At 62.3% G+C, this 22255-nt stretch carries 23 protein-coding genes; 1 reads left to right on the forward strand and 22 read right to left on the reverse strand.

Annotated elements, in window-relative coordinates; genetic code table 11:
- Positions 1 to 18: 18 nt before the first annotated feature.
- The 16 genes from H7U37_RS04880 to H7U37_RS04955 all read right to left on the reverse strand — a co-directional run bounded on the left by H7U37_RS04880 (position 19) and on the right by H7U37_RS04955 (position 14808).
- The gene (locus H7U37_RS04880; protein ID WP_204874057.1) at positions 19 to 696 is read right to left on the reverse strand and encodes a peptidase M50; all 678 of its coding nucleotides are present in this window, start codon (positions 694 to 696) and stop codon (positions 19 to 21) included.
- Positions 697 to 698: 2 nt separating this feature from the next.
- The gene (locus H7U37_RS04885) at positions 699 to 1691 is read right to left on the reverse strand and encodes a M23 family metallopeptidase (RefSeq protein ID WP_204874058.1); all 993 of its coding nucleotides are present in this window, start codon (positions 1689 to 1691) and stop codon (positions 699 to 701) included.
- A 128-nt stretch (positions 1692 to 1819) separates the two neighbouring features.
- Positions 1820 to 2347 (reverse strand): CDP-diacylglycerol--glycerol-3-phosphate 3-phosphatidyltransferase, encoded by a 528-nt coding sequence (pgsA, locus tag H7U37_RS04890; RefSeq protein ID WP_204874059.1) that lies wholly within the window; start codon positions 2345 to 2347, stop codon positions 1820 to 1822.
- Between the two features lie 34 nt (positions 2348 to 2381).
- Positions 2382 to 3701 carry a 30S ribosomal protein S12 methylthiotransferase RimO gene (gene rimO / locus H7U37_RS04895; protein ID WP_204874061.1) on the reverse strand — a complete coding sequence of 440 codons (1320 nt, stop codon included), beginning with the start codon at positions 3699 to 3701 and terminating at the stop codon, positions 2382 to 2384.
- 20 nt (positions 3702 to 3721) lie between these two features.
- Positions 3722 to 4297, reverse strand: coding sequence for a nitroreductase family protein (locus tag H7U37_RS04900; RefSeq protein ID WP_204874062.1), 576 nt, complete (start codon positions 4295 to 4297; stop codon positions 3722 to 3724).
- A gap of 29 nt (positions 4298 to 4326) precedes the next feature.
- Complete coding sequence (locus H7U37_RS04905; RefSeq protein WP_204874064.1) at positions 4327 to 4968, reverse strand: regulatory protein RecX; 642 nt, start codon at positions 4966 to 4968, stop codon at positions 4327 to 4329.
- Positions 4955 to 6091: a recombinase RecA gene (gene recA / locus H7U37_RS04910; protein ID WP_204874066.1), complete on the reverse strand. Its 1137-nt coding sequence runs from the start codon at positions 6089 to 6091 to the stop codon at positions 4955 to 4957. Before recA ends, H7U37_RS04905 begins: the two co-directional genes overlap by 14 nt.
- Positions 6092 to 6113: 22 nt before the next feature.
- Positions 6114 to 6971 (reverse strand): peptide chain release factor N(5)-glutamine methyltransferase, encoded by an 858-nt coding sequence (gene prmC, locus H7U37_RS04915; RefSeq protein ID WP_204874068.1) that lies wholly within the window; start codon positions 6969 to 6971, stop codon positions 6114 to 6116.
- Between the two features lie 2 nt (positions 6972 to 6973).
- A complete protein-coding gene (locus H7U37_RS04920) occupies positions 6974 to 7960 on the reverse strand; it encodes a DUF1385 domain-containing protein (RefSeq protein ID WP_243413692.1) in 987 nt (328 codons plus the stop codon).
- 115 nt (positions 7961 to 8075) lie between these two features.
- On the reverse strand, positions 8076 to 9503 hold the full coding sequence (locus H7U37_RS04925) for a sensor histidine kinase (RefSeq protein WP_204874070.1): 1428 nt from the start codon (positions 9501 to 9503) through the stop codon (positions 8076 to 8078).
- Positions 9504 to 9549: 46 nt separating this feature from the next.
- The gene (locus tag H7U37_RS04930; RefSeq protein ID WP_204874072.1) at positions 9550 to 10245 is read right to left on the reverse strand and encodes a response regulator transcription factor; all 696 of its coding nucleotides are present in this window, start codon (positions 10243 to 10245) and stop codon (positions 9550 to 9552) included.
- Positions 10246 to 10264: 19 nt separating this feature from the next.
- On the reverse strand, positions 10265 to 11623 hold the full coding sequence (locus tag H7U37_RS04935) for an FG-GAP repeat domain-containing protein (RefSeq protein WP_204874074.1): 1359 nt from the start codon (positions 11621 to 11623) through the stop codon (positions 10265 to 10267).
- A gap of 155 nt (positions 11624 to 11778) precedes the next feature.
- Complete coding sequence (rpoN, locus tag H7U37_RS04940) at positions 11779 to 13131, reverse strand: RNA polymerase factor sigma-54 (RefSeq protein WP_204874076.1); 1353 nt, start codon at positions 13129 to 13131, stop codon at positions 11779 to 11781.
- Between the two features lie 233 nt (positions 13132 to 13364).
- Positions 13365 to 13898, reverse strand: coding sequence for a rubrerythrin (gene rbr, locus H7U37_RS04945; RefSeq protein WP_204874077.1), 534 nt, complete (start codon positions 13896 to 13898; stop codon positions 13365 to 13367).
- Positions 13899 to 13974: 76 nt separating this feature from the next.
- On the reverse strand, positions 13975 to 14361 hold the full coding sequence (locus tag H7U37_RS04950) for a desulfoferrodoxin family protein (RefSeq protein WP_204874079.1): 387 nt from the start codon (positions 14359 to 14361) through the stop codon (positions 13975 to 13977).
- A gap of 51 nt (positions 14362 to 14412) precedes the next feature.
- Positions 14413 to 14808 (reverse strand): Fur family transcriptional regulator, encoded by a 396-nt coding sequence (locus H7U37_RS04955; RefSeq protein ID WP_204874081.1) that lies wholly within the window; start codon positions 14806 to 14808, stop codon positions 14413 to 14415.
- A 199-nt stretch (positions 14809 to 15007) separates the two neighbouring features.
- Between H7U37_RS04955 and H7U37_RS04960 the strand changes: the two genes are divergently transcribed.
- Entirely contained in the window at positions 15008 to 15331 is a 324-nt protein-coding gene (locus tag H7U37_RS04960) for a YtxH domain-containing protein (protein ID WP_204874082.1), read from the forward strand.
- Positions 15332 to 15389: 58 nt separating this feature from the next.
- Here the strand turns inward: H7U37_RS04960 and argF are convergent, their stop codons facing one another.
- From argF to argH, 6 genes are all read right to left on the reverse strand, one after another.
- On the reverse strand, positions 15390 to 16319 hold the full coding sequence (gene argF / locus H7U37_RS04965) for an ornithine carbamoyltransferase (protein ID WP_204874084.1): 930 nt from the start codon (positions 16317 to 16319) through the stop codon (positions 15390 to 15392).
- Between the two features lie 21 nt (positions 16320 to 16340).
- On the reverse strand, positions 16341 to 17519 hold the full coding sequence (locus H7U37_RS04970) for an aspartate aminotransferase family protein (protein ID WP_204874086.1): 1179 nt from the start codon (positions 17517 to 17519) through the stop codon (positions 16341 to 16343).
- A gap of 18 nt (positions 17520 to 17537) precedes the next feature.
- Positions 17538 to 18392: an acetylglutamate kinase gene (argB, locus tag H7U37_RS04975; RefSeq protein WP_204874087.1), complete on the reverse strand. Its 855-nt coding sequence runs from the start codon at positions 18390 to 18392 to the stop codon at positions 17538 to 17540.
- Between the two features lie 17 nt (positions 18393 to 18409).
- Positions 18410 to 19633 (reverse strand): bifunctional glutamate N-acetyltransferase/amino-acid acetyltransferase ArgJ, encoded by a 1224-nt coding sequence (gene argJ, locus H7U37_RS04980; RefSeq protein ID WP_204874088.1) that lies wholly within the window; start codon positions 19631 to 19633, stop codon positions 18410 to 18412.
- A 37-nt stretch (positions 19634 to 19670) separates the two neighbouring features.
- Positions 19671 to 20609: an N-acetyl-gamma-glutamyl-phosphate reductase gene (gene argC, locus H7U37_RS04985; RefSeq protein ID WP_204874089.1), complete on the reverse strand. Its 939-nt coding sequence runs from the start codon at positions 20607 to 20609 to the stop codon at positions 19671 to 19673.
- Between the two features lie 241 nt (positions 20610 to 20850).
- Positions 20851 to 22230: an argininosuccinate lyase gene (argH, locus tag H7U37_RS04990; RefSeq protein ID WP_204874090.1), complete on the reverse strand. Its 1380-nt coding sequence runs from the start codon at positions 22228 to 22230 to the stop codon at positions 20851 to 20853.
- Between the last annotated feature and the right edge of the window lie 25 nt (positions 22231 to 22255).

The raw sequence follows: 22255 nt of genomic DNA on the forward strand, positions 1-22255 counted from the left end.
GGATATTTCCTCCTAAGTTTATAGGCGTTCGTACCGGCCATATCTGCCGCCCCGTTTGCGCATACAGGCGGCGGCCGCAGAGGACCACCCTTTATTGAGACTACGGTAGTTTATCATATCTTCCCTGAAATTGCAAGGCTTTTTTCCCGCCGCCAACAGCCACAGCGTAACCAGCAGCAAGGTGGGGTTCCTGCCCCGCACCAGCAGCCACAGCCCGCCCGCCAGCAGCAGCATCCCAAGTCCCAATCCCAGACCGCCGCTCAGCCGGGGACCGCCCAGCGCCTCCAGCGCCCGGCCGCCGTCCAGCGCCGGAAAGGGCAGCAGATTGAACAGCCCGTGGCCCAGACTCAGACCCGCCAGCAGATAGAGCGCCGCCCAGCGCTCCGCCAGCCTCGACGCCAAAAAAGCCGCCGACACACTGGCCAGCGGTCCCGCCAACGCCACCGCGGCTCTGGCCAACCGACTCCGCGGTCCGCCCGCCGCCTGCCGCAGCTCCACACCCACGCAGCTCAGACGCACCAGCGCCACCCGTCCGCCCCACAGCCGCAAGCATATAATGTGCCCCAGCTCATGGAGCGCCATGCTCACCGCCGCCCACACCAGCAGTCCATCCCGATCCAAATAGTACAAAAGCGACCACAGCAGCAAAAAGCCGCCCGTCACCTCCACACGGCCCACACGGAGCGCCGCTCCCATCCTCAGCCCCCCGTGGTCTCGATATAGTAGAGCGGGTTCAATAAGATCCCGTCTTTTTTCAGCTCAAAATGCAGGTGCGGTCCGGTGGCGTTGCCCGTGGCCCCGGAAAGCGCCACCGTCTCCCCCGCCGCCACCTGCTGCCCCTGCTGTACCAGCAGCTCCTGACAGTGGGCATAAAAGCTTTTTACTCCGTTCCCGTGGTCCAGCTGGAGATAGAGTCCATAGATGGGGCTGTCCCCGATGTAGTCCACCGTCCCCGCCGCAAAGGCCCCTACCGCCGTGCCGCTGTTCACCGCCAGGTCTACCCCGTTATGAAATTTCTCTCCCCCATCCACCGGATGCTCCCGCCAGCCGAAGGGAGACGACACCCACCCCAGCGCCGGCGTCACCGTCTCGGAAAGCCCCAGCGCATACCGGTCCATGGTGGCGTTGGCCGGCAGCGCCGGCCCGTCATAGTCCACAGCAACCACCGCCGTCTCCTCCTCTTCCACCGCCGCGGTCCGGTGGGCCGCAAAGGTCTGGACAAAAGGCGCCTCCGCCGCCGCCGGCTCTTCCTCCAGCCAGCCGAATATCCCGTTTTCCGGCAGCCCCGCCACGCTCCGGCTGCTCTCCCGCGCCAGCAGCATCCCCTCACAATTGACCGCGGCCGGCGTGCCGCTCACCCCAAACACCGCCGTCCAGGCCTCCGCCAGGCCCTCGCCCACCGGTCCGCCGTCCTCCATGCGCGCCCCCAGCTCGGAAAAAACCGCCTTAAAATCCGTATCCGCGTGCAGCAGCGTTAAGAGCCGGTCGCTCACCTCCGCCATCCGCTGGGGGAAGATCCCCTTCCCCACCAGCGTCACCGCAAAAAGCGCCACACAGACCGCCAGCTGAAGCAGCCGCCGCCGTTCCCGGACCCCCAGCGTCACCACACGGGCACTCTTTTTCCCCCTGCGGCGTTCCTCCCGCCGGCTCTGCCGCTTTTTGCTCCACTCCTGATAGGTCATCGTCTCCATAGGGGTCCCCCTTCTCCCGCGTGCGCGTCTATCCTCTTGTCCCAATCCTATGACATCCCGGCGGAAAATATGTAAACGAAAAGGGACCTGCCCCTCGTTCCGAAGCAGGTCCCCACAGCTGGACGCTTTTATAGATTGTTCCAGTCCATGACATCCTTGTTTTTGACGAAATACTCCACGCCGGAGTAGACCGTGGTCACCACGATCACCGCCACCACCAGATGGTCCACCACCGCCGGCACCGGCAGCAGCATCAGGCAAATGCCCACCATGGTGGAGAAGGTCTTTACCTTTCCGGACCAGCCGGCCGCGATCACCCGGCCATTGTCCACCGCCACCAGGCGCAGACCGCTGACGCCAAATTCCCGCACCACCACGATGAGCAGCGCCCAGGCCGGCATCCGACCTACCTCCACAAACCACAGCATGGCGGACATGACCAGCATCTTGTCCGCCAGGGGGTCCATGAATTTACCGAAATCCGTCACCTGATGGTCACGCCGGGCCAGATAACCGTCCACAAAGTCAGTGGCGCTGGCCAAAATGAACACCGCGAGGGCTACGTACTGGTGATAGGGAAAATCTATGTACAAAATCACCAGAAAGACCGGGATCAGCAAAATGCGCAGCAGTGTGAGTTTGTTGGGGGTATTCAAAGGGTCTCATCCTTTCCGGGGGAAGGTTCCCCCTTTACGCCTCAATCTCGCCGGTCAGGTCTCCGTCGGAGACGCCGGTGATGCGAACAGGGACAAACGTACCCGCCGGGATCACGCCCGCGGCGGTGAAAAACACCTTGCCGTCCACCTCCACCGAGTCGGCGTAGGTGCGTCCCACATAGCAGCCCGCCTCCCGGTCGAAGCCCTCGCACAGCACCTCCATCACCGTGCCCAGACGCTCCTCGTTGTAGCCGTCCATCACCCGGGACTGGAGATCCACCAGCAGCTCCACCCGCCGTTTGGCCGTCTCCTCATCCACCTGGTCCTCCATGGCCGCCGCCAGCGTCCCTTCCTCCCGGGAATATTGGAAAATACCGGCCCGCTGGAGCTTGACCTCCCGCAGAAAGTCGCACAGCTCCTCAAATTCCGCCTCCGTCTCACCGGGCAGGCCGCAGATGATGGAGGTGCGGATCACTACGTCGGGCATGGCGGCGCGCAGCTTGTCAAAGAGAGACAGCAGCTGCGCCTTGCTGGTCCGCCGGCGCATGGCCGACAGGATGCGGTCGTTGCAGTGCTGGATGGGAATGTCCAGATAGTGCAGGATCTTGGGCTCGCTGGCAATGGTCTCGATGAGGCTATCCGTCACGGCCTCGGGATAGAGATAGTGGAGACGAATCCAATGGAAGGGCAGCTTGCAAAGCTCCTTGAGCAGCCCCTCCAGATTGCTCCCGTCCTTCAGATCCTCGCCGTAACGGGTGATGTCCTGGGCAATGACCAGCAGCTCCCGCGCCCCCCGGTCGGCCAGGCCCTTGGCCTCGGCCAGCAGAGAGGCCATGGTGCGGCTGCGGTAACGGCCCCGCAGCTTGGGAATGATGCAGAACGCACAGCCGTTGCTGCACCCCTCAGCGATCTTCAGATAGGCGGTATAGGCGGGGCTGGTGACCACACGGGCCCCGTCCTCATCGGTGTGCTGGATGTCGCCAAAGTACCGGGGATGCGCCCCGGACGCCAGCGCCTCCAGGGCGGGCACCACGTCGGTATAGCTGCCGGTACCCAAAATGCCGTCTACCTCCGGCATCTCGGTCAAAATTTCATCCTGATAGCGCTGAGAGAGACAGCCCGCCACCAGCAGCTTCCCCAGGCGGCCCTCCCCCTTCAGCGCCCCCAGCGCCAGAATGTTGTCGATGGCCTCGCTCTTGGCCGAGTCGATGAAGCCGCAGGTGTTGAGCACCGCCACGTCCGCGCCGTCCGGCTCCGACGTGATGGTGTGGCCCGCCTGCTGTACCAGCGCCATCATCTGTTCGGTGTTGACCAGATTCTTGGCACACCCAAGGGAAATAAATGCAACCTTCAAAACAAATATGACTCCTTACCTTATACGATGGTGTAGCGGCCCTCCCGCCGCCGGGGCATGGGCGGGACCTTCGCCGGATAGCCCAGGGTCACCGCCGCCACAAATTCCCCCTTGTCAGGGGCAAACCGGGCGTTTAACTCCGGACCAAAGCCCATCCGCTGGGGCGCCGACATCCAGCAGGTGCCCAGCCCCCGGTCCCACGCCGCCAGCATCAGATTTTCCAGCGCCGCCGACACACTCTGCATGGCGCCGTCCCGGTCCGGATAGTCGTTTTTCAGGAAAAAGGCCAGGATGCATACCGGCGCGCCTCCCAGAGAGTTCAGGAAGGTCTCGGTGTCCCGCACCGTCTCCGGGTTCTTGGCAAAGCGGTCCTTCAGGATGGGATGGAATTTGTCCGACACCCGTCCCATGATCTCCTTGAAATCGGCCATGGCCTCCGGGCTGCGCACCACAACGAAATACCAGTGCTGTAGGTTGATGGCCGAGGGCGCCATACAGGCGCTCTCCAGAATGGCGGTCAGGTCCTCCTGGGATACGGGGTCTTTTCGGTACAGCCGGACGCTGCGGCGTCCCGCCAGCGCTTCTCTGGTCTCCATAAAAACTCCTTTCTCCGGTCCTTGTTTCTCTATTCCAGCTCCGCGCCGCAGCGGCGCAGACCTTCCTGGATCTCATCCCAGCGGTAGCCCCGCCGGGCCAGGGCGTCGGTGACCCGCTTGAGGGCCTTCCGGTTCTCCAGATCGCCGGGACGCAGCTTTTTGCGCAAAAAGGCGTCCACCCCGTTCTCCGCCGGCGCCGCTTCCGCCAGCGCCTCCTCCCAGTAGTCCCGGGGGACGCCGCGGCGGTACAGCTCCTCTTGCAGGCGCCGCCGGCCGTAGCCCTTGGCTGAGTAGTGGCGCACCACCGTCCGGGCATAGGCCCCGTCGTCCAGATAGCCCAGCTCCTCCAGCCGGTCGGCCACCGCCTCCGCCCCCGCCCGGTCGGTCAGAGGCTCCTTCTCCCGGTCCCGGGGCCGGGCGGTCAGCTTGTCCACCAGCTCCTTCCGGGACATGGGCCGGGCGCTCAGCAGTGACAGGGCTTTTTCCTTTACGGCTGTTTCCCGTCCGGCGGCCCGGATGGCTTCCACCTCTTCCCCCGTCAGCTCCTTTCCGCTGTACAGGGCGAAGGAAACCACCTCGTTTTCCCCCACCCGCAGCAGCGTGCCGTCCTCCAGCTGCACCAGCCAGCGGCCCGCCGCCCGTTGAGAGGGAGAAAGCTTACTCAAGCGCATCTTCGTCCGCCGCTCCGGCTGCCGCGTCGTCAAAGTCCTCCGCGCTCACGTCCACCGGACGCCCGGCGGCGCGGGCGGCGGCCTTGGACTGGTTGCTCATGAGCTTGTAGGCGTTTTTGCGGATCTCCGCCTCCAGGGCGTCGGCTTTTTCCGGGTTATCCCGCAGGTACTGCTTCACCGAGTCCTTGCCCTGGCCGATGCGCAGCTCGCCCATGGAGAACCAGGAGCCGGACTTCTGCACCAGATCCAGCTTGACGCCCAAATCCACCAACTCGCCCAGACGGGAGATGCCCTCGCCGTACATGATATCAAATTCCGCCTCGCGGAAGGGAGGCGCTACCTTGTTCTTGACCACCTTTACCCGGGTGCGGTTGCCGATGATCTCGCTGCCGTTTTTCAGCGCCTCCACCCGGCGCACCTCCATCCGCACCGAGGCGTAGAATTTCAGCGCCCGGCCGCCGGTGGTGACCTCCGGATTGCCGTATACCACACCCACCTTCTCGCGCAGCTGGTTAATGAAGATGACGATGCAGTTGGTCTTGGCGATGGAGCCGGCCAGCTTGCGCAGGGCCTGGCTCATCAGACGGGCCAGCAGGCCCACATGGGAGTCGCCCATGTCGCCCTCGATCTCCGCCCGGGGAGTCAGCGCCGCCACCGAGTCCACCACCACCACGTCGATGGCCCCCGAACGGACCAGCGCCTCGCAGATCTCAAGTCCCTGCTCGCCGGTGTCCGGCTGGGAGATGAGCATGGAGTCGATGTCCACCCCCAGCGCCCTGGCATAGGTGGGGTCCAGGGCGTGCTCGGCGTCGATGAAGGCCACCTCGCCCCCCCGCCGCTGGGCCTCCGCCACCACATGAAGGGCCAGGGTGGTCTTGCCCGAGGATTCCGGGCCGTAGATCTCGATGATGCGGCCCTTGGGCACGCCGCCGATGCCCAGGGCGATGTCCAGCGCCAGAGAGCCGGTGGGGATGGCCTCCACCACCACATGGCTGTTCTCCCCCAGACGCATGACGGTGCCCTTGCCGTAGGTCTTTTCGATATTGGCCAGACAGGTTTCCAGCGCCTTCTTTTTGTCCGAAGCAGGCGCCGCCGCCTCAATGGGTTTCTTCTTATCCGCCATTCTTGTTCCTTCCTTCCTTGTATCACTCCGGTTTTCCGCAGCCCCACACCACACGGGCAATGTCCTGGGTGTCCCGGCTGATTTTGGGGAAAAAACCGTTTTTCGCTAATATGCTGCCAACCGCTTCCGCCTGTCCGATGCCGACCTCATAAAAAATCCATCCGTCCGGCTTGAGGACGCCCTTCCAGCGCCGGGTGATGTCCCGGTAAAAATCCAGGCCGTCCGCCCCGCCGTCCAACGCCATGCGGGGCTCAAAGCCCCGGACCGTCTTGTCCAGGCCCCCGATGTCCGCCGCCGGGATGTAGGGCGGGTTGCACACCAGCAGGTCAAAGCCGCAAAGCGCCGCCGGCGGGTCTTGTCTGGCGTCGGCCCGCATACAGCGCACACGTCCCGCCAGACCGCAGCGGACGATATTCTCCTCCGCCACAGCCAGCGCCGCCGGGGAGAGATCGCACAGCACCGCCTCGCTCCCCGGCAGATGGGACGCCGCCGCCAGACCGATGCAGCCGCTGCCGGTACAAAGATCCAAGATCCGCACCGGCCCCGGCCTGCTCCGGCCCACCGTAATGGCCAGATCGGCCAGCACCTCGGTGTCGATGCGGGGAATGAGCACCGCCGGCGTGACCTTCAGCGTCAGACCATAAAACTCCCACTCCCCCGTCAGATAGGCCAGCGGGGTCCCGTCCAGCCGGCGCTTTTTCAGTTCCGCCAGCGCCGCCGCCGTCTCTTCCGGCGCCTCGGTCATCCGGTCCCGGAAAAAATCCTCCCGGCTCATCCGCGCCGCCGCGCAGAGCAGCTCCCGGGCCTCCAGGCGCTGGTTCTCAATGCCCGCCGCCGTCAGGTCCCGGCACAGCTCCTGATAAAGCTCCTGATACGTCATGGTCACCAGGCGTCCTTGCCCGCTTCGTCGGGCAGCACCAGCTCCAGGGAGCGGATGCCCACCTCGATCATGCCGTCCTCCGGCTCAAAGGTGGTCCAGTTCTGGAGCCACAGCCCCGGCGCCGTCAGCAGCCGGGTCAGGAGGTTGTCGTGTCCCCCCACCCAGCGGTTGAGCTCATAGGTGAGGCTCACCACCACCGGCAGCAGCACCACGTGCATGGCCATCCGGCCAAAGACGTTGGTGATGGGCAGGAAGGAAAAAACCACGCTGGATACCAGCACCGACGCCACAATCACCACGAACAAAAAGCTGGTGCCGCAGCGGGGATGATGCCGGGGCTGCTTACGTACGTTCTCCACCGTCAGCGGCAGGCCCTTTTCATAGCAAAAAATGGTCTTGTGCTCCGCGCCGTGGTACTGAAACACCCGGCGCATGTCCTTGGTCCTGGAGCAGAGCATCAGATAGGCCGTAAAAATCACCACTCTGGCCACGCCCTCCAGCAGATTGCGCACCCACATGGGCATGGCCGGAAAGGGAATGGCCAGTCCGCCCACCAGCGCCGTGGGCAGCAGCACAAAAAGCGCCACCGAAAACGCTACCCCCAGCACCATGGCCAGCGCCACGATCACCGACGTCATCTTCTCGCTGCCCAGATGGCGTTCCAGCCAGGCCTCGAATTTGGAGGGCTCCGCCTCCTCCTCTCCCTCCTCGGGATAAAATTCCGCGGAAAACATCAGCGCTCTGATTCCGTTGCCCAGAGACGCGCCAAAGTTGAACACGCCCCGCAGCAGCGGCAGCCCTAAAATGGGGTACTTGTCCTTGATGAGCACCCGGTCCTCCACCTTTTCCTCCAGACCGCCGTCGCTCCGCCGCACAACCACGGCCTTTTTCTCCGGACCCAGCATCATGATCCCCTCGATCAGGGCCTGTCCGCCAATCATGGTGCGGAAAGAGGGACACCCCTTCCCGCTGCTTTGTCTGTCTGCCATATAATCGGATAGTCTCCTTTTCTTTTTCGTGCCGGGGAGATCCCCTCCCGCGGCAACTCCTATACTACCAGATGCCGTTTGAAATTGCAACTGATTTTCGAACGTCAGTTCGTTTTTACGGACTGCCGAGGGGCAGGTAAATCTTTACAATGCAGCCGCCCCCCTCGGCGTTGCCGATTTCCAGCCGTCCCATATGGCGGCTGATGATCTCGTCGCACACCGCAAGGCCGATGCCGCTGCCCCGGGCCTTGGAGCTTCCTTTATAAAATTTCGTCTTGACGTGGGGCAGCTCCTCCGGCGGGATGCCGGGGCCGTAGTCCCGGATGGTGATGACCGCCTCGTCCCCCTCCCGGTGGATGGCGGTATCAATCCGCTTGCCCGCGCCGCCGTGCTTGGCCGCATTGTCCAGCACGTTGCAGAATACCTGGCGCAGCCGTTCCGGGTCGGCGTTCATCAGCGGGAATTCCTCCTCACAGTCGGTATGGGTCAGCTCGATGCCCTCTCGCCGGAAAAATTCCCGGTAGGTGTACACCGCGTCCTCCACCTCCGCCTTGATGTCCACCGGCTCCACCGACAAGGTGAACCGCCCGTCCTGGATGCGGGAAAACTCCAGCAGCTCCTCCACCATGTTGGTCAGCCGCCGGGCCTCGCTGACGATGATGCTCATGCCCTTCTTTACGTCCTGGGCGTCCCGCACCTCGCCGTTCATGATGGTCTCCGCCCAGCCGTTGATGGCGGTCAGCGGCGTGCGCAGCTCATGGGACACCGAGGAGATGAAGCCGTTTTTCATCTGCTCTGCCTGCTTGATTTTTTCCGACATATCGTTGATGGCGTCGATGAGATTGCCCACCTCGTCGTCAAATTTCTTCTCCATCTGGATGCCGTAGCTCCCTGCCGCGATGCGCTTGGCCGTCTCGGTGACGTCGGCCACCGGCTCCACGATGGAGCGGACAAAATACAAGTTGGAAAAATACACCAACAGCAAAATCAGCGCGCCGATCAGCAGGGAAAGACCCACCACCATAAAGATCTGGCGGTCCACCCGCTCCAGCGAGGTCACCAGACGCACCACCGCCACCACATTCCCTCCGATCTCCACCGGGCAGGAGGCGGTCATAATGTGCTCGTTGGTACTGGGGTCGTTTCCGGTCCAGATGCCGAAGCTGGGCTTGCCGCTCTCCCCCTGTCCCAGGGCCTCGGCCACGTCGGGCGTGGCGGCCACATAGCCGGAGGCTTGCAGCAGGCTGGAAAACTGGACCACGCCGGCGGTATCCACCAGCTGGAAGTCCAGCTGCTCCTTTTCATCCTGAAATTTGTCGTTGACAAAGGTCAGGGCGTTTTGGTAGCAGGCCTCCCTACTCTGGAAGGAGCCGAAATAACTCACGGGGATCTTGATCTTCTCCTCCAGCTCGGTGCTCATATTGGAATAGTAATAGCTGGCCATAGCCACCGAAAAGGCGGTCACCGCCAAAAGCACGATGAGCAGGGCCGCGCTGATGGAATTCATCATCCAGCGCTTGCGGATGCTCTTCATTTTTTTCATGGGTCCATCTCCTGCTCGGCGTCCCGGCGGGGACGCGGGATCGGGGTTACGCTTCGCCAGCGCCCCACTTGTAGCCGTAGCCCCAGACGGTGTTGATATAGACCGGGTTGGTGGCGTCGTCCTCCAGCTTGATGCGCAGACGGCGGATGTTCACATCCACGATCTTCAGCTCCCCAAAGTAGTCCCGTCCCCACACCGTATCCAAAATTTCCTCCCGGGACAGGGCCTTGCCCGGATTTTCCATAAACAGCTTGACAATGGAGTATTCCACCTGGGTCAGCTTGACCCGCTGCCCGTTCTTCTCCAGCGTCCGGTTGCGGATGTTCAGCAGGAAGGGGGGCTGGCTGATCTCCCCGCTCTCCTCCGCCGCGCCGCCGCCCGCCCGCCGGTAGAGGGCGTCCACCCGGGCGGTGAGCTCCGCCGGCGAAAAGGGCTTGGTCACATAGTCGTCCGCGCCGGTCATCAGTCCGGTGACCTTGTCCATCTCCTGGGTGCGGGCGGTGAGCATAATAATGCCGATCTGGCTGTTGCCCGCCCGGATGCGGCGGCAGACCTCAAAGCCGTCCATCCCGGGCAGCATGATGTCCAACAGGGCCACCTTGACGTCCGGATTCAGCTTGAGCTGCTGCAGCGCCTCCTCGCCGGTCTCCGCTTCCACCGTCACATAGCCGGCCCGCTTCAAATTGATGACCACAAAACTGCGGATATTGGCCTCGTCTTCCAATACAAGGACCTTTTTCAATGCCGTTTCCTCCTTATAATCAATACCAGTCCGACTCAATGAGGTGGAACCGCGCCGCCACGTCCTCCTCGTCCAGGCCGCAGTCCCAGCCGCCGTCGGTGAACTGGGCCACGTAGACGGTGGAGGGATTGCTGCCCCCGCTGTCCGCCAGGCGGAAGCGGTCGTTGATCTCCGCCCGGCTCTGGCGGCTGGAACCGGTCAGGCGGCAGATGGTCAAAAAGGGCACCGGCTCCACGTCGTTGTCCCCCTCCCAGTAGGAGAAGATCACCGCCCGCTCGCCGCCGCCGGCGGTGTCGCTCCGGGACAGGGTGATCTTGCCCACCCACCGCTCGGGCAGCTCCAGATACCAGCCGTCCCGATCGTTATAATAGGTCGTGTACAGCAGATGGGACGCCCCGTCCAGATCGAATTTCCGCCACCGGATCAGCCAGAAGTTGGAGGCGGTGCTGGTCTGCTTGTACTCCTTCACCTCCACCATCTGGGGCAGCTCCATAATGCCGTCCCGGTCGATGTCGGTGGGGCCCACGCTGGTGTTGAAAAGCACCGTGTCGCTGCTGCTGGACATCTGCTCGTTGAGGGTGACGTTGCGCACGCCCCCCTCCTTCCAGGCAAAAATGTCGGTGATGCTCACGTTGCCGTCGGTGCCGTAATCATAGGTCACAAAAACCGCCGGCACATCCTCCAGCAGCCTGCTGTTCTGGATGCCGCCGCTGGAAATGCTCTTGATCCCGGCAGAGGTGGGCGCTTTGGACTGGAGGGCCATGATGCCGTCCTGAAAATCATAAAAATCCGCCGAGCCGTTGCCCTCCGGTTCCAGCCGGAACACCAGAATCTCCTGGGCGTCGTCCTCGTCCAGGTCGCAGATGGTAAAATCCGTATAATCCGTCACGCTCATCAGCTCGATGGCCTGCCGCTGGTGTACCGTATAGGCCGCCAGCTCATGGACCTGGGTGCTGATCTGCCAGCTGACCACCAGCTCCCGGCTCCCGTCCCCGTTGAGGTCCTGGTAGGCCACGTAGTTGATGGCGGTCCCGGTGCCCTCTATCACCGTCTGCACCTGGTATTCCTCGTCGTTCTGACTGTAAATATAAATTTTAAGGGGTTTTTCATCCCCATTCATCCGGAAAAAAGCAATGGCTTCCTTCACGCCGTCTCCGTCCAGGTCCTGGAGCTGGACGTTCTGGATGTTCTCACCGGACAGCGGCGCGGTCTGTTCCCCGCCCTGGCCGGTGACCTCCCGGATCTTGCTCATCAAATTGTTGAGATCCTCCGGCGTTCTGGGCAGCTGGAAGAGACTGCTCTCTCCGTTGGAAAGGCAGCCCGGCAAAAAAAGCAGCGCGCCCGCCAGAAGCACCGGCGCCAAACAGGTTCGTTTCATCCCTTTGACCTCACAAAACAAATGCCGCCGGCCGCCGCGTCCCCGCGGCCAGGCCAGTTTCGTCTAAAATATATTGTATCATAAATATCCTGCAAATGGTATGCCTATTTTGGACCGTCAAAAGGCCGCCGGATCACCCGGCGGCCTCTGTCTCCTCACTCATACCGTTTGCGTCCGGTGGTGCTGGGAATCCCCAGCTCTTCCCGGTATTTGGCCACCGTGCGCCGGGAGATGGGACAGCCCTCCTCCGCCAAACGCCCACAGAGCTTTTGGTCGGAAAGGGGTGCGCAGGGGTCCTCCTCCGCGATCAGCCGCCGCAGCAGCGCCTTGGCCTCGTCCGGCGAAGGGCCGTCTCCCTCCCCTAAGCGGCGGGAAAAGAATGCGCCCATGGGATACACCCCCTGCCGGCATTGGAGATACTTCTCCCGTATCGCCCGGCTCACCGTGGACTCGTGGACACCCACCCGCTGGGCCACGTCCGCCAGCGACATGGGGACCAGATGCCCCGGCCCTTTCCGGAAAAACGCCTCTTGCAGCTCCACGATGCACCGGGCGCACTCCAGCAAAGTGCTCCTCCGCTGCTCGATGCTCCGGATTACCCACTTGGCCTGCCGGATCTTGTCACTCAGATAGTCCTGCACCTCCGCCTCCCGGCACTCCCGGAGCATACGGCTGTAATAGCCGCTCAGACTCAGGGACGGCAGGCTCTGATCGTCGGTATGTACCTCAAAGTGGTCGTGCTCCCAGACCACCACCACGTCCGGCCGAATGTACGCCGGCGCTTCCCGACCGGCAAAGCCCGCGCCCGGCCTGGGGTTCAGCGCCCGGATGCGTCCGCAGGCACGGCGCACCTCCCCCAGGTCCGCCCCCAGCTTCTTGGCAATGAGTCCGTATTGACTGCGGGCCAGCGCTTCCAGGTGCGACTGGGCAATCTGTACCGCCAGCCGGTCCTCCGGGTCGCGGCGCAGCAGCTGGAGACACAGACACTCCGAAAGGCTCCTGGCCCCCACGCCCGGGGGTTCCAGCCCTTGCAGCACCGTCAGGGCCGACAGCAGCGCTTCCTCATCGCAGCCCGCCGCCTGGGCCAGACCGGCCAGCGGCTCGTCCAGCCACCCGCTGCCATTCAGGCTCTCCGCCAGAAACACCACCAGTCGCTTCTGCTCCTCCGGCAGCTCCATCCCCTCCAGCTGGGCGGACAGATAGCCGTACAAGGTCTCTTCCCAGTTTTCCGACACCCCATATTCCGCCAGCGGGCCGTCCTCGCCGTCCTGCCGGTAATAAAAGCCGTTCTGCCGGTCGGTGCTCTCCAGCCACTCCAGCTTACGGCTCAGCTCCCGAAACTCCTCCCCGCCGCCGGTCCGTTCCTCCGCCTCCAGCACCGGGTTCTCCTGTACCGCTTTTTCCACGTATTCCCGCAGCTCCTGAGTTCCCATTTGCAGGATCTCCATGGACTGCATCATCAGCGGAGAAAGGGTCTGCACCTGCTTTTGCACCATGCCCAGTTCCATCGTTGCCTCGCTCCCCTTTCTCTCTTTCGCGCCGTACAAACGGAAAAGTGGCCACTTTTTCCAGTTCGCCTCCCCGTTTCACTGTGCATTTTGCTCAATTATAGCATAGCCCTTCCCGCTTTTCAAGCGCTGCCCGGGACCGGACCGGACCTTCCGCCCTCTCGTCCACGCAAAAGGTCCGCCGCACCCGATGGGTACGGCGGACCAGGAACCGGCTCGGCCGGCTCGGACGCTTAGTAGTTTTCGGCCTTGAGCTCGAAATAGGCCTGGGGATGGGCGCACACCGGGCACACCTTGGGAGCCTCCGTGCCGTACTCCAGATGACCGCAGTTCCGGCAGTACCACACCTTCACCTGAGCGCGCTGGAAAACCTCGCTGTTGGACAGGTTTTCGGCCAGCTTCACATAGCGCTCCTCGTGGCTCTTCTCGATCTTGCCCACCGCGTCAAAGGCGTCGGCCAGCGCGTAAAAACCCTCCTCGCGGGCCGTCTCCGCCATTTCGCGGTACATCTCGGTCCACTCCTCGTGCTCACCCTCGGCCGCGGCCAGCAGGTTGGCGGCGGTGTCGCCGATGCCGCTGAGGGCCTTGAACCACAGCTTGGCGTGCTCCTTCTCGTTGCCGGCAGTCTCCTCGAAAATAGCGGCGATCTGCTCATAGCCGTCCTTGCGGGCGCGGCTGGCAAAGTAGGTGTACTTATTGCGGGCCATGCTCTCGCCCGCAAAGGCCTTCCACAGATTGGCTTCGGTCTTGCTTCCCTTAAGTTCCATGTGTCAGTTCCTCCTTATAATACTTATAATATGATCGATCGACTTGCTTTTTCTTCCGGCCGGCGGGCGTTAATGCTCAGCCCTCGCCCTTCCAGAAGCCGTGCAGATTGCAGATTTCATAGGCCTCCACCTTGTCGGACCGGGTGAAGAACTTCATCTCGGGTGCGTCGCCCGGCTTGGGGAACCGGAAGGTAACGGTATCGCCGGCCACCGCCGCGATGAGGGGGATATAGTGCTCCTCCAGCATGGGATGGGTCACGGAGCCCACCTTCACGGTGACGGAGCTGCCGTCGCCATGGGCGGCCTTCTCCACCACGGGCACGTGCTTCTCCAGAGCGCCGTCGGTGGTGTTGGGGACCATCTCTTCCATCTTCTGGCCGCAGCACATGACGGGCACGCCCTTATCCACGACCTTGTAGACGATATTGCCGCAGTGGGCACACTTATAAAGCTTGAATTCCATTTTGATTTCCTCCCAATTTTTTCTTTCGGCAGGTTCCGGCTGCCGGCGTTTTTATGATGTCTTTTTCATACAGGTTCTGCACTGGCTGCACAGACCATGGAAAATAACCTCGTGGTTCTCCACCAGATGAGGCGAAACTTCCAGCGCCTGCTGATCCAGTGTCTCGTTGTAGGGCAGAGCCATGTCATAGACCGAGCCGCACTTGTCGCAGCGGAAATGGTGGTGCGGATGAAGATCCGCGTCGTACCGCTCCACCGGAAATGCCATACGGCGGATTCTGCCCTCATCGGCCAATACGTTCAGGTTGCGATAGACCGTCCCCAGGCTCAGACTGGGATTTTCCGGCTTGAGCTGCTGGTAGACCATCTCGGCGGTGGGGTGTTCTTTGGTGTGCATGAGCGCCTCATAAATGAGTTCGCGCTGCCGGGAATAGCGTTTTCCGTTCATGACATACCTCGCTGTTTCTCTTTCTAACTAGTAATCATTCTCGCTATCAATACTATAACAGATCCCTCTCCCTTTTGCAAGCCCTTTTTCAAAAAATTTTTTCCTGCGCTAACACGCGCCCCGCCGGGCATACTGAGCCAGTACCGCGGCGAGAAATCCCACCTCACCGCGGCGCGTTTACCATGGAGGAGGATGAAATATGAAAACAGTTTGCTCTCTCTGGGCCGCGGCGCTGGCCCTGGCGCTGGCGCTGACCGGATGCAGTACCCATACGCAGCCACAGGCCACCCCTACCCCTTCCCCCGTTTACTCTGCCGCGCCCACAGCCACCCCTGATCTGAACGGCGGCGCGGGCGCCGGCGTGGACGGGGAGGACAACACGGTCCGGGAGGATCTGGACCAGATGGGCGACGACCTGAAAAACGGCGTGGAGGATGTGGGCGACGGGCTCAAGGATGCCGGCGAGCAGGCGGTACAGGATGCCCGGCAAGCGGCGGACGACGTGGGACGTGCCCTGCGCTGACAGAAAAACGCCCCGCTGTCTCTATGGCAGCGGGGCGTCAGATATGGATTTTCTCCGTTCAGCAGGGTCTGTCCTCACCCATCAGCAGGTAGAGCACCGCCTTCTGGGCGTGGAGACGGTTCTCCGCCTCGTCAAAGATCTCGTCGGCATGGGCCTCGAACACCTCCGCGGTGATCTCCTCGCCCCGGTGGGCCGGCAGACAGTGCTGCACCATGCAGCCCTTGTTGGTCAGCGCCATCAGCGCGTCGTTCACCTGATACACGCCCTCAAAGGCCGCCCGGCGCTTCTGAGCCTCGCCCTCCTGGCCCATGGAGGCCCACACGTCGGTAAAGACCACGTCGGCCCCCGCCGCCGCCTCCTTGGGGTCGCGGACCAGAGAGAATTTGGAGCCGGTCACCGTTTTGGCAAAGGCCAGCACCTTGGGGTCGGGGTCGTAGCCCTCCGGACAGGCCACCGATACGTCCATGCCCACCTTCAGGCCGCCCACAATCAGGGAGTTGACCATGTTGTTGCCGTCGCCGATGAAGCACATCTTCAGGCCCTCCAGGCGGCTCTGGCGCTCCCGCACCGTCATCAGGTCGGCCAGCACCTGGCAGGGATGGGCAAAGTCGGTCAGACCGTTGATGACAGGAATGGTGGCGTACTTGGCCAGCTTCTCCACCTCTTCCTGAGAGTAGGTCCGGATCATGATGCCGTCGCAGTAGCGGGACAGCACCCGGGCGGTATCCTCGGTGGGCTCGCCGCGGCCAATCTGGCTCTCCTTTCCGGAGAGGAACAGGGCATGACCGCCCAGCTGATACATACCGGTCTCAAAGGAAACTCTGGTACGGGTGGAGTTCTTCTCGAAAATCATGGCCAGGGTCTTGCCTTGCAGATGATTGTGGGTAAGGCCGTGCTTCTGGTTGTACTTCATCTGGTCGGCGGTGTTGAGAATGTGCAGGATGTCCTCCTTGGACAGGTCCAGCAGCTTCAGCAGGTCCTTTTTCATTTCTTCATACCTCTCTTCCCGTTATACCAGGGTCTTTTCCATGATGGCCAGGCCCGCGTCCATCTCCTCCTTGGTGATGGTCAGCGGCGGCAGCAGCCGCAGCGCCGGTCCGGCGGTCAGCACCAGCAGGCCCGCGTCCATCAGCGACGCCGCCAGCGCCTTGTTGGTGTAGCCGTCCTGTACCGCCACGCCGATCATGAGACCCATGCCGCGGCTCTTACCGATGCTCTTTTTGTCCATGGCGTCAATCCGCGCCCGGAGATAGGCCCCCTTCTCCTTCACCGCTTCCAGGGTGGGCTCATCCAGAATGTCCAGCACGGTGAGGGCCGCCGCCGAACAGATGGGATTGCCGCCGAAGGTGGAGGCGTGGGTGCCCGGTCCCAGCACATCGCGGCATTTCTCGTTGACCAGGAAACCGCCCATGGGCAGTCCGCCGGCGATGCCCTTGGCAAAGGACGCCGCGTCCGGGGTAATGCCGTATTGCTGGAAAGCAAAGAGGCTGCCCGTCCGGCCGATGCCGGTCTGCACCTCGTCCACCAGCAGCAGCCAGTCCTTTTCGGCGCACAGCGCGGCCAGCGCCGTCACAAACGCTTGCTCCATAGGCAGCACGCCGCCCTCGCCCTGGACCAGCTCCAGCAGCACCGCGCACACGTCGCCCTGATCCTGGGCCTTCACGCTCTCCAGATCGTTGGCGTCGGCATAGCGGAACCCCTCCATAAAGGGGAAGAAATACTGGTGGAACACCTCCTGGCCGGTGGCGGTCAGGGTGGTGATGGTACGGCCGTGGAAGGAATTGTTCAGGGTAATGATGGTGCTGCGCCCCTGGCCGTATTTATCAAAAGAATACTTCCGGGCCAGCTTGATGATGCCCTCGTTGGCCTCCGCCCCCGAGTTGCCGAAAAAGGCCGCCGCCATACCGGAGCGGACGCACAGAGCGTCGGCCAGCTCGGCGTAGGGCTGGGAATAAAAAAGGTTGGAGATGTGCCCCAGCTTCATGGCTTGGTCATAGATGGCCTGGGCCCAGCGGGGATTGCCGTACCCCACCGAGCAGACCCCGATGCCGGAGGTAAAGTCGATATACTTGCGCCCGGACAGGTCCCACAGCGTCGCCCCCTGGCCGTGGTCGATATCTACATCAAACCGGCCGTAGGTCTGGAGGGTATGGGCCTGGTCCAGCGCTTTGAGTTGTTCATGGTCCATTGTGATCTCCTCCCTGCGTCAAAACAGCATGGTGCCCACGCCCTCGTCGCTCAAAAGCTCGATGAGGATGGAGTGGGGGATACGGCCGTCCAGAATGACCGCGTTGTGTACGCCGGAGCGCACCGCCTCCACGCAGCATTCCACCTTGGGGATCATGCCCCCCTGGATGACCCCGTCCTTCACCAGGCCAGGCACGTCGGACAGGCCCACCGTGGGGATGAGGGTGCTGCCGTCCTTGGGGTCCCGCAGGAGGCCCCGCACGTCGGTGAGGAGGAGCAGCTTTTCCGCTCCCAGCGCCACCGCCAGCTTGGCCGCCGCCGTATCGGCGTTGATGTTATAGGAGTTGGCCCCGTCGGTCCCCTGGGCCACGGTGGACACCACCGGAATATAGCCGTTGCTCAGGCTGTCCACCACCACCTCCGGGTCCACCCGGGTGATCTCCCCCACCAGGCCGTACTTCTTGTCCAGCTGTCTGGCCTGGAAGAGGCCGGCGTCCATGCCGCACAGGCCCACCGCCCGGCCGCCCTGCCGGTTCAGAATGGCCACCAGGTCCTTGTTCACCTTGCCGCACAGCACCTGCTGCACGATCTCCATGGTCTCCTGGTCGGTATAGCGCAGACCGTCCACAAAGCGGGACTCCTTGCCGATCTTCTTGAGCATGTCGGTGATCTCCGGACCGCCGCCGTGGACCACCACCACCCGGATGCCCACCAGATGGAGCAAAATGATGTCGCTGATGACCGCTTGCCGCAGCTCCTGGGAGATCATGGCGTTGCCGCCGTACTTCACCACGATGGTCTTTCCGTTGTACTTCTGAATATAGGGCAGGGCCTCGGCCAGTACCGTGGCCCGCTCCACATGGGAATATGACATATCCTCTCGCCTCCGGATCAGGTGCGGTAATCGCCGTTGATCTTCACATAGTCGTAGGTCAGGTCGCAGCCCCAGCAGCTGGCCTCCCACTCGCCTTCGTGGAGACACACGTCGATGGTCACCTCATCCTGTGTGAGGATGCTCTTGGCGCTCTCCTCGTCAAAGTCCAGGCCCATGCCGTCCTTGCAGACCAGCACCTCGCCCACCGCCGAGACGAACTTCACGTCCACGTACTCCGGGCGGAAGGGGGCCTTGGAATAGCCCATGGCGCACAGCACCCGGCCCCAGTTGGCGTCGGCGCCGAACATGGCCGCCTTCACCAGCGGAGAGCCCACCACCGCCTTGGCCAAACGCTCGGCGCTCTCCTCGCTGCGGGCCTGCCACACCCGGCAGGTCACCAGACGGCTGGCGCCCTCGCCGTCCCCGGCGATACGCCGGGCCAGATGCTCGCACAGCTGCCGCAGCGCCTTGACAAACACGGTGTAGTTGTCATCCTTCCACTCCACCAGCGGGTTCTCCGCCATGCCGTTGGCCAGCACCACGCACATGTCGTTGGTGGAGGTGTCCCCGTCCACCGTCACCCGGTTGAAGGTGCGGGGCACCACCTCATGGAGGGCGTCGGACAGCATCTCATGGGTGATGGCGCAGTCGGTGGTGATGAAGCAGAGCATGGTGCCCATGTTGGGGTGGATCATGCCGGAGCCCTTGGCAATGGCCCCCAGCGTCACCGTCTTGCCGCCGATGGAACAGGTCAGCGCGATCTCCTTCTTCTCGGTGTCGGTGGTCATAATGGCGTGAGCGGCGGCGTCGGAACCGGCGGCATCGTCGGTCAGCGCGGCCACGGCTTCCGGAAGGCCGGCCTCAATGGCGCCGATGTTCAGCGTCTGGCCGATGACGCCGGTGGACGCCACCACAAAATCCGACGCCTGACGGCCGGTAACTTTGGCGGCGGCCTGGCACATCTGCTCGGCGTATTCGTGGCTCATGGGGGCGCAGGCGTTGGCGTTGCCGCTGTTGGCCACCACGCCCCAGGCCGTGCCGTCCTCCAGATGGTCCATGGTCACATAGATGGGGGCCGCCTTTACCCGGTTCATGGTGTAAGTAGCCGCCACGCTGCACTCCTGCTCCGACAGGATGAGCGCCAGGTCCTTTTTCGTGGTGTTATGGGTCTTGACCCCGCAGTGAACGCCCGCAGCCTTGAAGCCCTTGGGGGCGGTGATGCCGCCGCTGATCTGTTTCATGGTATGCAACTCCTTGGTTTTGATGCGCTGGTCCCGGTTACAGGTTCAGGCCCGTGATCTCGTCCAGGCCCAGCATCAGATTCATATTTTGTACCGCCGCTCCCGAGGCGCCCTTGCCCAGGTTGTCAAAGAGAGCGGTGACGATGGTCTGGTCCTCATGGCCGCAGACCACCAGCTCCAGCCGGTCGGTCCCCGCCAGACGGTTGGCCGACAGCATGGGGTTTTCCCGGCCGTAGGTCACCGAAATGAGCTTTTGTCCGGCATAGTAGGCCGACAGAATGAGGGCAATCTCCTCCGCCGTGGGCTGGCCCCGGAGATATTTGTTGTAAAACATGATGGTGGTGGCCATACCGCAGTAGTAGTCGTCCACAATGGGGCAGAAAATGGGCGGCATATCCAGTCCCGCGTATTTGGTCATCTCAGCCAAGTGCTTGTGGTGCAGGTCGGTGCCGTAGATCCGGGGGGCATACAGCTCCTTCCCCTTCTCTTCCCCCTCATACTCCGCGATCATCTTCCGTCCGCCGCCGGAATAGCCCGTCAGCGAATAGCAGGTCAGCGGATAGTCGGGGGGCAGAATGTGCAGCGACACCAGCGGCGCCGCCGCAGCCAGAAAGCCGGTGGCATGGCAGCCGGGATTGGCCACCCGCATGGCCTTGCCGATGACCTCGACCGGATAGCGGCACAGCTCCGGCAGACCGTACGCCCAGCCGTTCACCGTCCGGTGGGCGGTGGAGGCGTCGATTACCCGGGTGTGGTCGTTTTCAATGAGGCGCACCGCCTCTCGCGCCGCCTTGTCCGGCAGACACAGAAATACAATGTCCGCCTCGTTCAAAAGTGCCTTTCTGGCCTCCGTATCCTTCCGTTTCTCCTCGTCGATGGTCAGAAGCTCAATGTCATACCGGCTGCTCAGCCGCTGCCGGATCTGGAGACCGGTCGTCCCCTCCTGACCGTCAATGTAGATCTTCGGTTTGCTCATAGTGAAACACCCCATTTTTCTTTGTTCTGGTGGATGTCTCCATTGTGCCCCATTTTCCTCCAAATTGCAACCTACTTTCTTTCGAGAAAGAAAGTAGGCAAAGAAAGCTTCCATAGGGCGCTTGTCTGTCAACTGCCTGCTGACAAGGGAGCTTCTCGCATCCATTCGGATAAAAATGGGGGAAAACACCGTAGGGGCGGCAGATCTGCCGCCCGCACGATGCGTATGGGAAAAGAATGGGTTATTTCCGCTCCTCCAGGAACTCCTTGATGCTCGCGATCTGCTGGAGCACGCTCTCCTTGGCCGGACCGCCGTAGACCTTACGGCCGTTGACACAGGTACCCAGCTCCAGCGCCTGGTAGACGTCGGCGTCAAAGATGGCGGACACCGCCTTAAAGTCTTTGAGCGGCAGAGTGTCCAGCGTCTCGCCGGACTTGATGCAGAAGTTGACCAGCTTGCCCACGATCATATAGGCCTCGCGGAAGGGCATCCCCTTCTTGACCAGATAGTCGGCGCAGTCGGTGGCGTTGATGAAGCCGCCGGAGGCCGCCGCCCGCATATTGCCCGTCTTGATGGTCAGGGTGTCCAGCATGGCGGAAAACACGGGAACGCACAGCTCCACCGTATCGATGGCGTCGAACACCGGCTCCTTGTCCTCCTGCATGTCTTTGTTGTAGGCCAGGGGCAGGCCCTTCATCAGGGTCAGCAGGGTGATGAGGGAGCCGTAGACCCGGCCGGTCTTGCCCCGTACCAGCTCGGCCACGTCGGGGTTCTTCTTCTGGGGCATGATGGAAGAGCCGGTGGAATAGGCGTCGTCCAGATCCACATATTTGAACTCCCAGGAGCACCAGAGAATGATTTCCTCGGAAAAACGGGACAGGTGCATCATGAGAATGGAACAGGCCGACAGAAATTCAATGGCAAAATCCCGGTCGGACACCGAGTCCATGGAGTTGTCAGTGGGTTTTTTGAAGCCCAGCGCCTGGGCGGTCTGGAAGCGGTCCACCGGATAGGTGGAGGTGGCCAGCGCGCCGGCGCCCAGAGGACATTCGTCCATCCGCTCCAGGCAGTCCTCCAGACGGGTGATATCCCGCCGGAACATATTGGCATAGGCCATCATGTAGTGGGCAAATGTGGTGGGCTGGGCCCGCTGAAGATGGGTATAGCCCGGCATGACCGTGTCCAGATTGGCCTCCGCCTTCTTGATGAGCACCTCTTCCAGCCCCATCACCTGCTTGATGATGACCGGGATCTCCTTCTTGACGAACAGACGGAAGTCCACCGCCACCTGGTCGTTCCGGCTACGGGCGGTGTGGAGCCGCTTGCCCGTGTCGCCGATGCGCTGGGTGAGCATGGTCTCAATGTTCATGTGGATGTCTTCGTTTTCCAGGGAAAACTCCACCTGTCCCGCCTTGATGTCCGCCAGAATGGCCTGGAGCCCTTCGATGATCTTTTCCGCCTCGTGCTCCTCAATGATCCCCGTCTTGCCCAGCATGGCCGCGTGGGCAATAGAGCCGGCAATATCCTCCTTATACATCCGGGCGTCAAAGCCGATGGAGGAGTTAAAGTCGTTCACCAGCGTATCTGTCTCTTTTTGGAACCGTCCGGCCCAGAGCTTCATAATAATTACCTCGCTTAAGAATAGA

The organism is Pseudoflavonifractor phocaeensis, assembly GCF_016901735.1.
In the GTDB taxonomy this organism is placed as follows: Bacteria; Bacillota; Clostridia; order Oscillospirales; family Oscillospiraceae; genus Pseudoflavonifractor_A.

What these genes read in the sequence shown, in the direction of transcription:
- H7U37_RS04880 (WP_204874057.1), bottom strand. Translation starts at nt 696, where the DNA reads ATGGGAGCGGCGCTCCGTGTGGGCCGTGTGGAGGTGACGGGCGGCTTT.
- H7U37_RS04885 (WP_204874058.1), bottom strand. Translation starts at nt 1,691, where the DNA reads ATGGAGACGATGACCTATCAGGAGTGGAGCAAAAAGCGGCAGAGCCGG.
- H7U37_RS04900 (WP_204874062.1), bottom strand. Translation starts at nt 4,297, where the DNA reads ATGGAGACCAGAGAAGCGCTGGCGGGACGCCGCAGCGTCCGGCTGTAC.
- H7U37_RS04905 (WP_204874064.1), bottom strand. Translation starts at nt 4,968, where the DNA reads ATGCGCTTGAGTAAGCTTTCTCCCTCTCAACGGGCGGCGGGCCGCTGG.
- recA (WP_204874066.1), bottom strand. Translation starts at nt 6,091, where the DNA reads ATGGCGGATAAGAAGAAACCCATTGAGGCGGCGGCGCCTGCTTCGGAC.
- prmC (WP_204874068.1), bottom strand. Translation starts at nt 6,971, where the DNA reads ATGACGTATCAGGAGCTTTATCAGGAGCTGTGCCGGGACCTGACGGCG.
- H7U37_RS04920 (WP_243413692.1), bottom strand. Translation starts at nt 7,960, where the DNA reads ATGGCAGACAGACAAAGCAGCGGGAAGGGGTGTCCCTCTTTCCGCACC.
- H7U37_RS04925 (WP_204874070.1), bottom strand. Translation starts at nt 9,503, where the DNA reads ATGAAAAAAATGAAGAGCATCCGCAAGCGCTGGATGATGAATTCCATC.
- H7U37_RS04935 (WP_204874074.1), bottom strand. Translation starts at nt 11,623, where the DNA reads ATGAAACGAACCTGTTTGGCGCCGGTGCTTCTGGCGGGCGCGCTGCTT.
- rpoN (WP_204874076.1), bottom strand. Translation starts at nt 13,131, where the DNA reads ATGGAACTGGGCATGGTGCAAAAGCAGGTGCAGACCCTTTCTCCGCTG.
- rbr (WP_204874077.1), bottom strand. Translation starts at nt 13,898, where the DNA reads ATGGAACTTAAGGGAAGCAAGACCGAAGCCAATCTGTGGAAGGCCTTT.
- H7U37_RS04950 (WP_204874079.1), bottom strand. Translation starts at nt 14,361, where the DNA reads ATGGAATTCAAGCTTTATAAGTGTGCCCACTGCGGCAATATCGTCTAC.
- H7U37_RS04955 (WP_204874081.1), bottom strand. Translation starts at nt 14,808, where the DNA reads ATGAACGGAAAACGCTATTCCCGGCAGCGCGAACTCATTTATGAGGCG.
- H7U37_RS04960 (WP_204874082.1), top strand. Translation starts at nt 15,008, where the DNA reads ATGAAAACAGTTTGCTCTCTCTGGGCCGCGGCGCTGGCCCTGGCGCTG.
- argF (WP_204874084.1), bottom strand. Translation starts at nt 16,319, where the DNA reads ATGAAAAAGGACCTGCTGAAGCTGCTGGACCTGTCCAAGGAGGACATC.
- H7U37_RS04970 (WP_204874086.1), bottom strand. Translation starts at nt 17,519, where the DNA reads ATGGACCATGAACAACTCAAAGCGCTGGACCAGGCCCATACCCTCCAG.
- argB (WP_204874087.1), bottom strand. Translation starts at nt 18,392, where the DNA reads ATGTCATATTCCCATGTGGAGCGGGCCACGGTACTGGCCGAGGCCCTG.
- argJ (WP_204874088.1), bottom strand. Translation starts at nt 19,633, where the DNA reads ATGAAACAGATCAGCGGCGGCATCACCGCCCCCAAGGGCTTCAAGGCT.
- argC (WP_204874089.1), bottom strand. Translation starts at nt 20,609, where the DNA reads ATGAGCAAACCGAAGATCTACATTGACGGTCAGGAGGGGACGACCGGT.
- argH (WP_204874090.1), bottom strand. Translation starts at nt 22,230, where the DNA reads ATGAAGCTCTGGGCCGGACGGTTCCAAAAAGAGACAGATACGCTGGTG.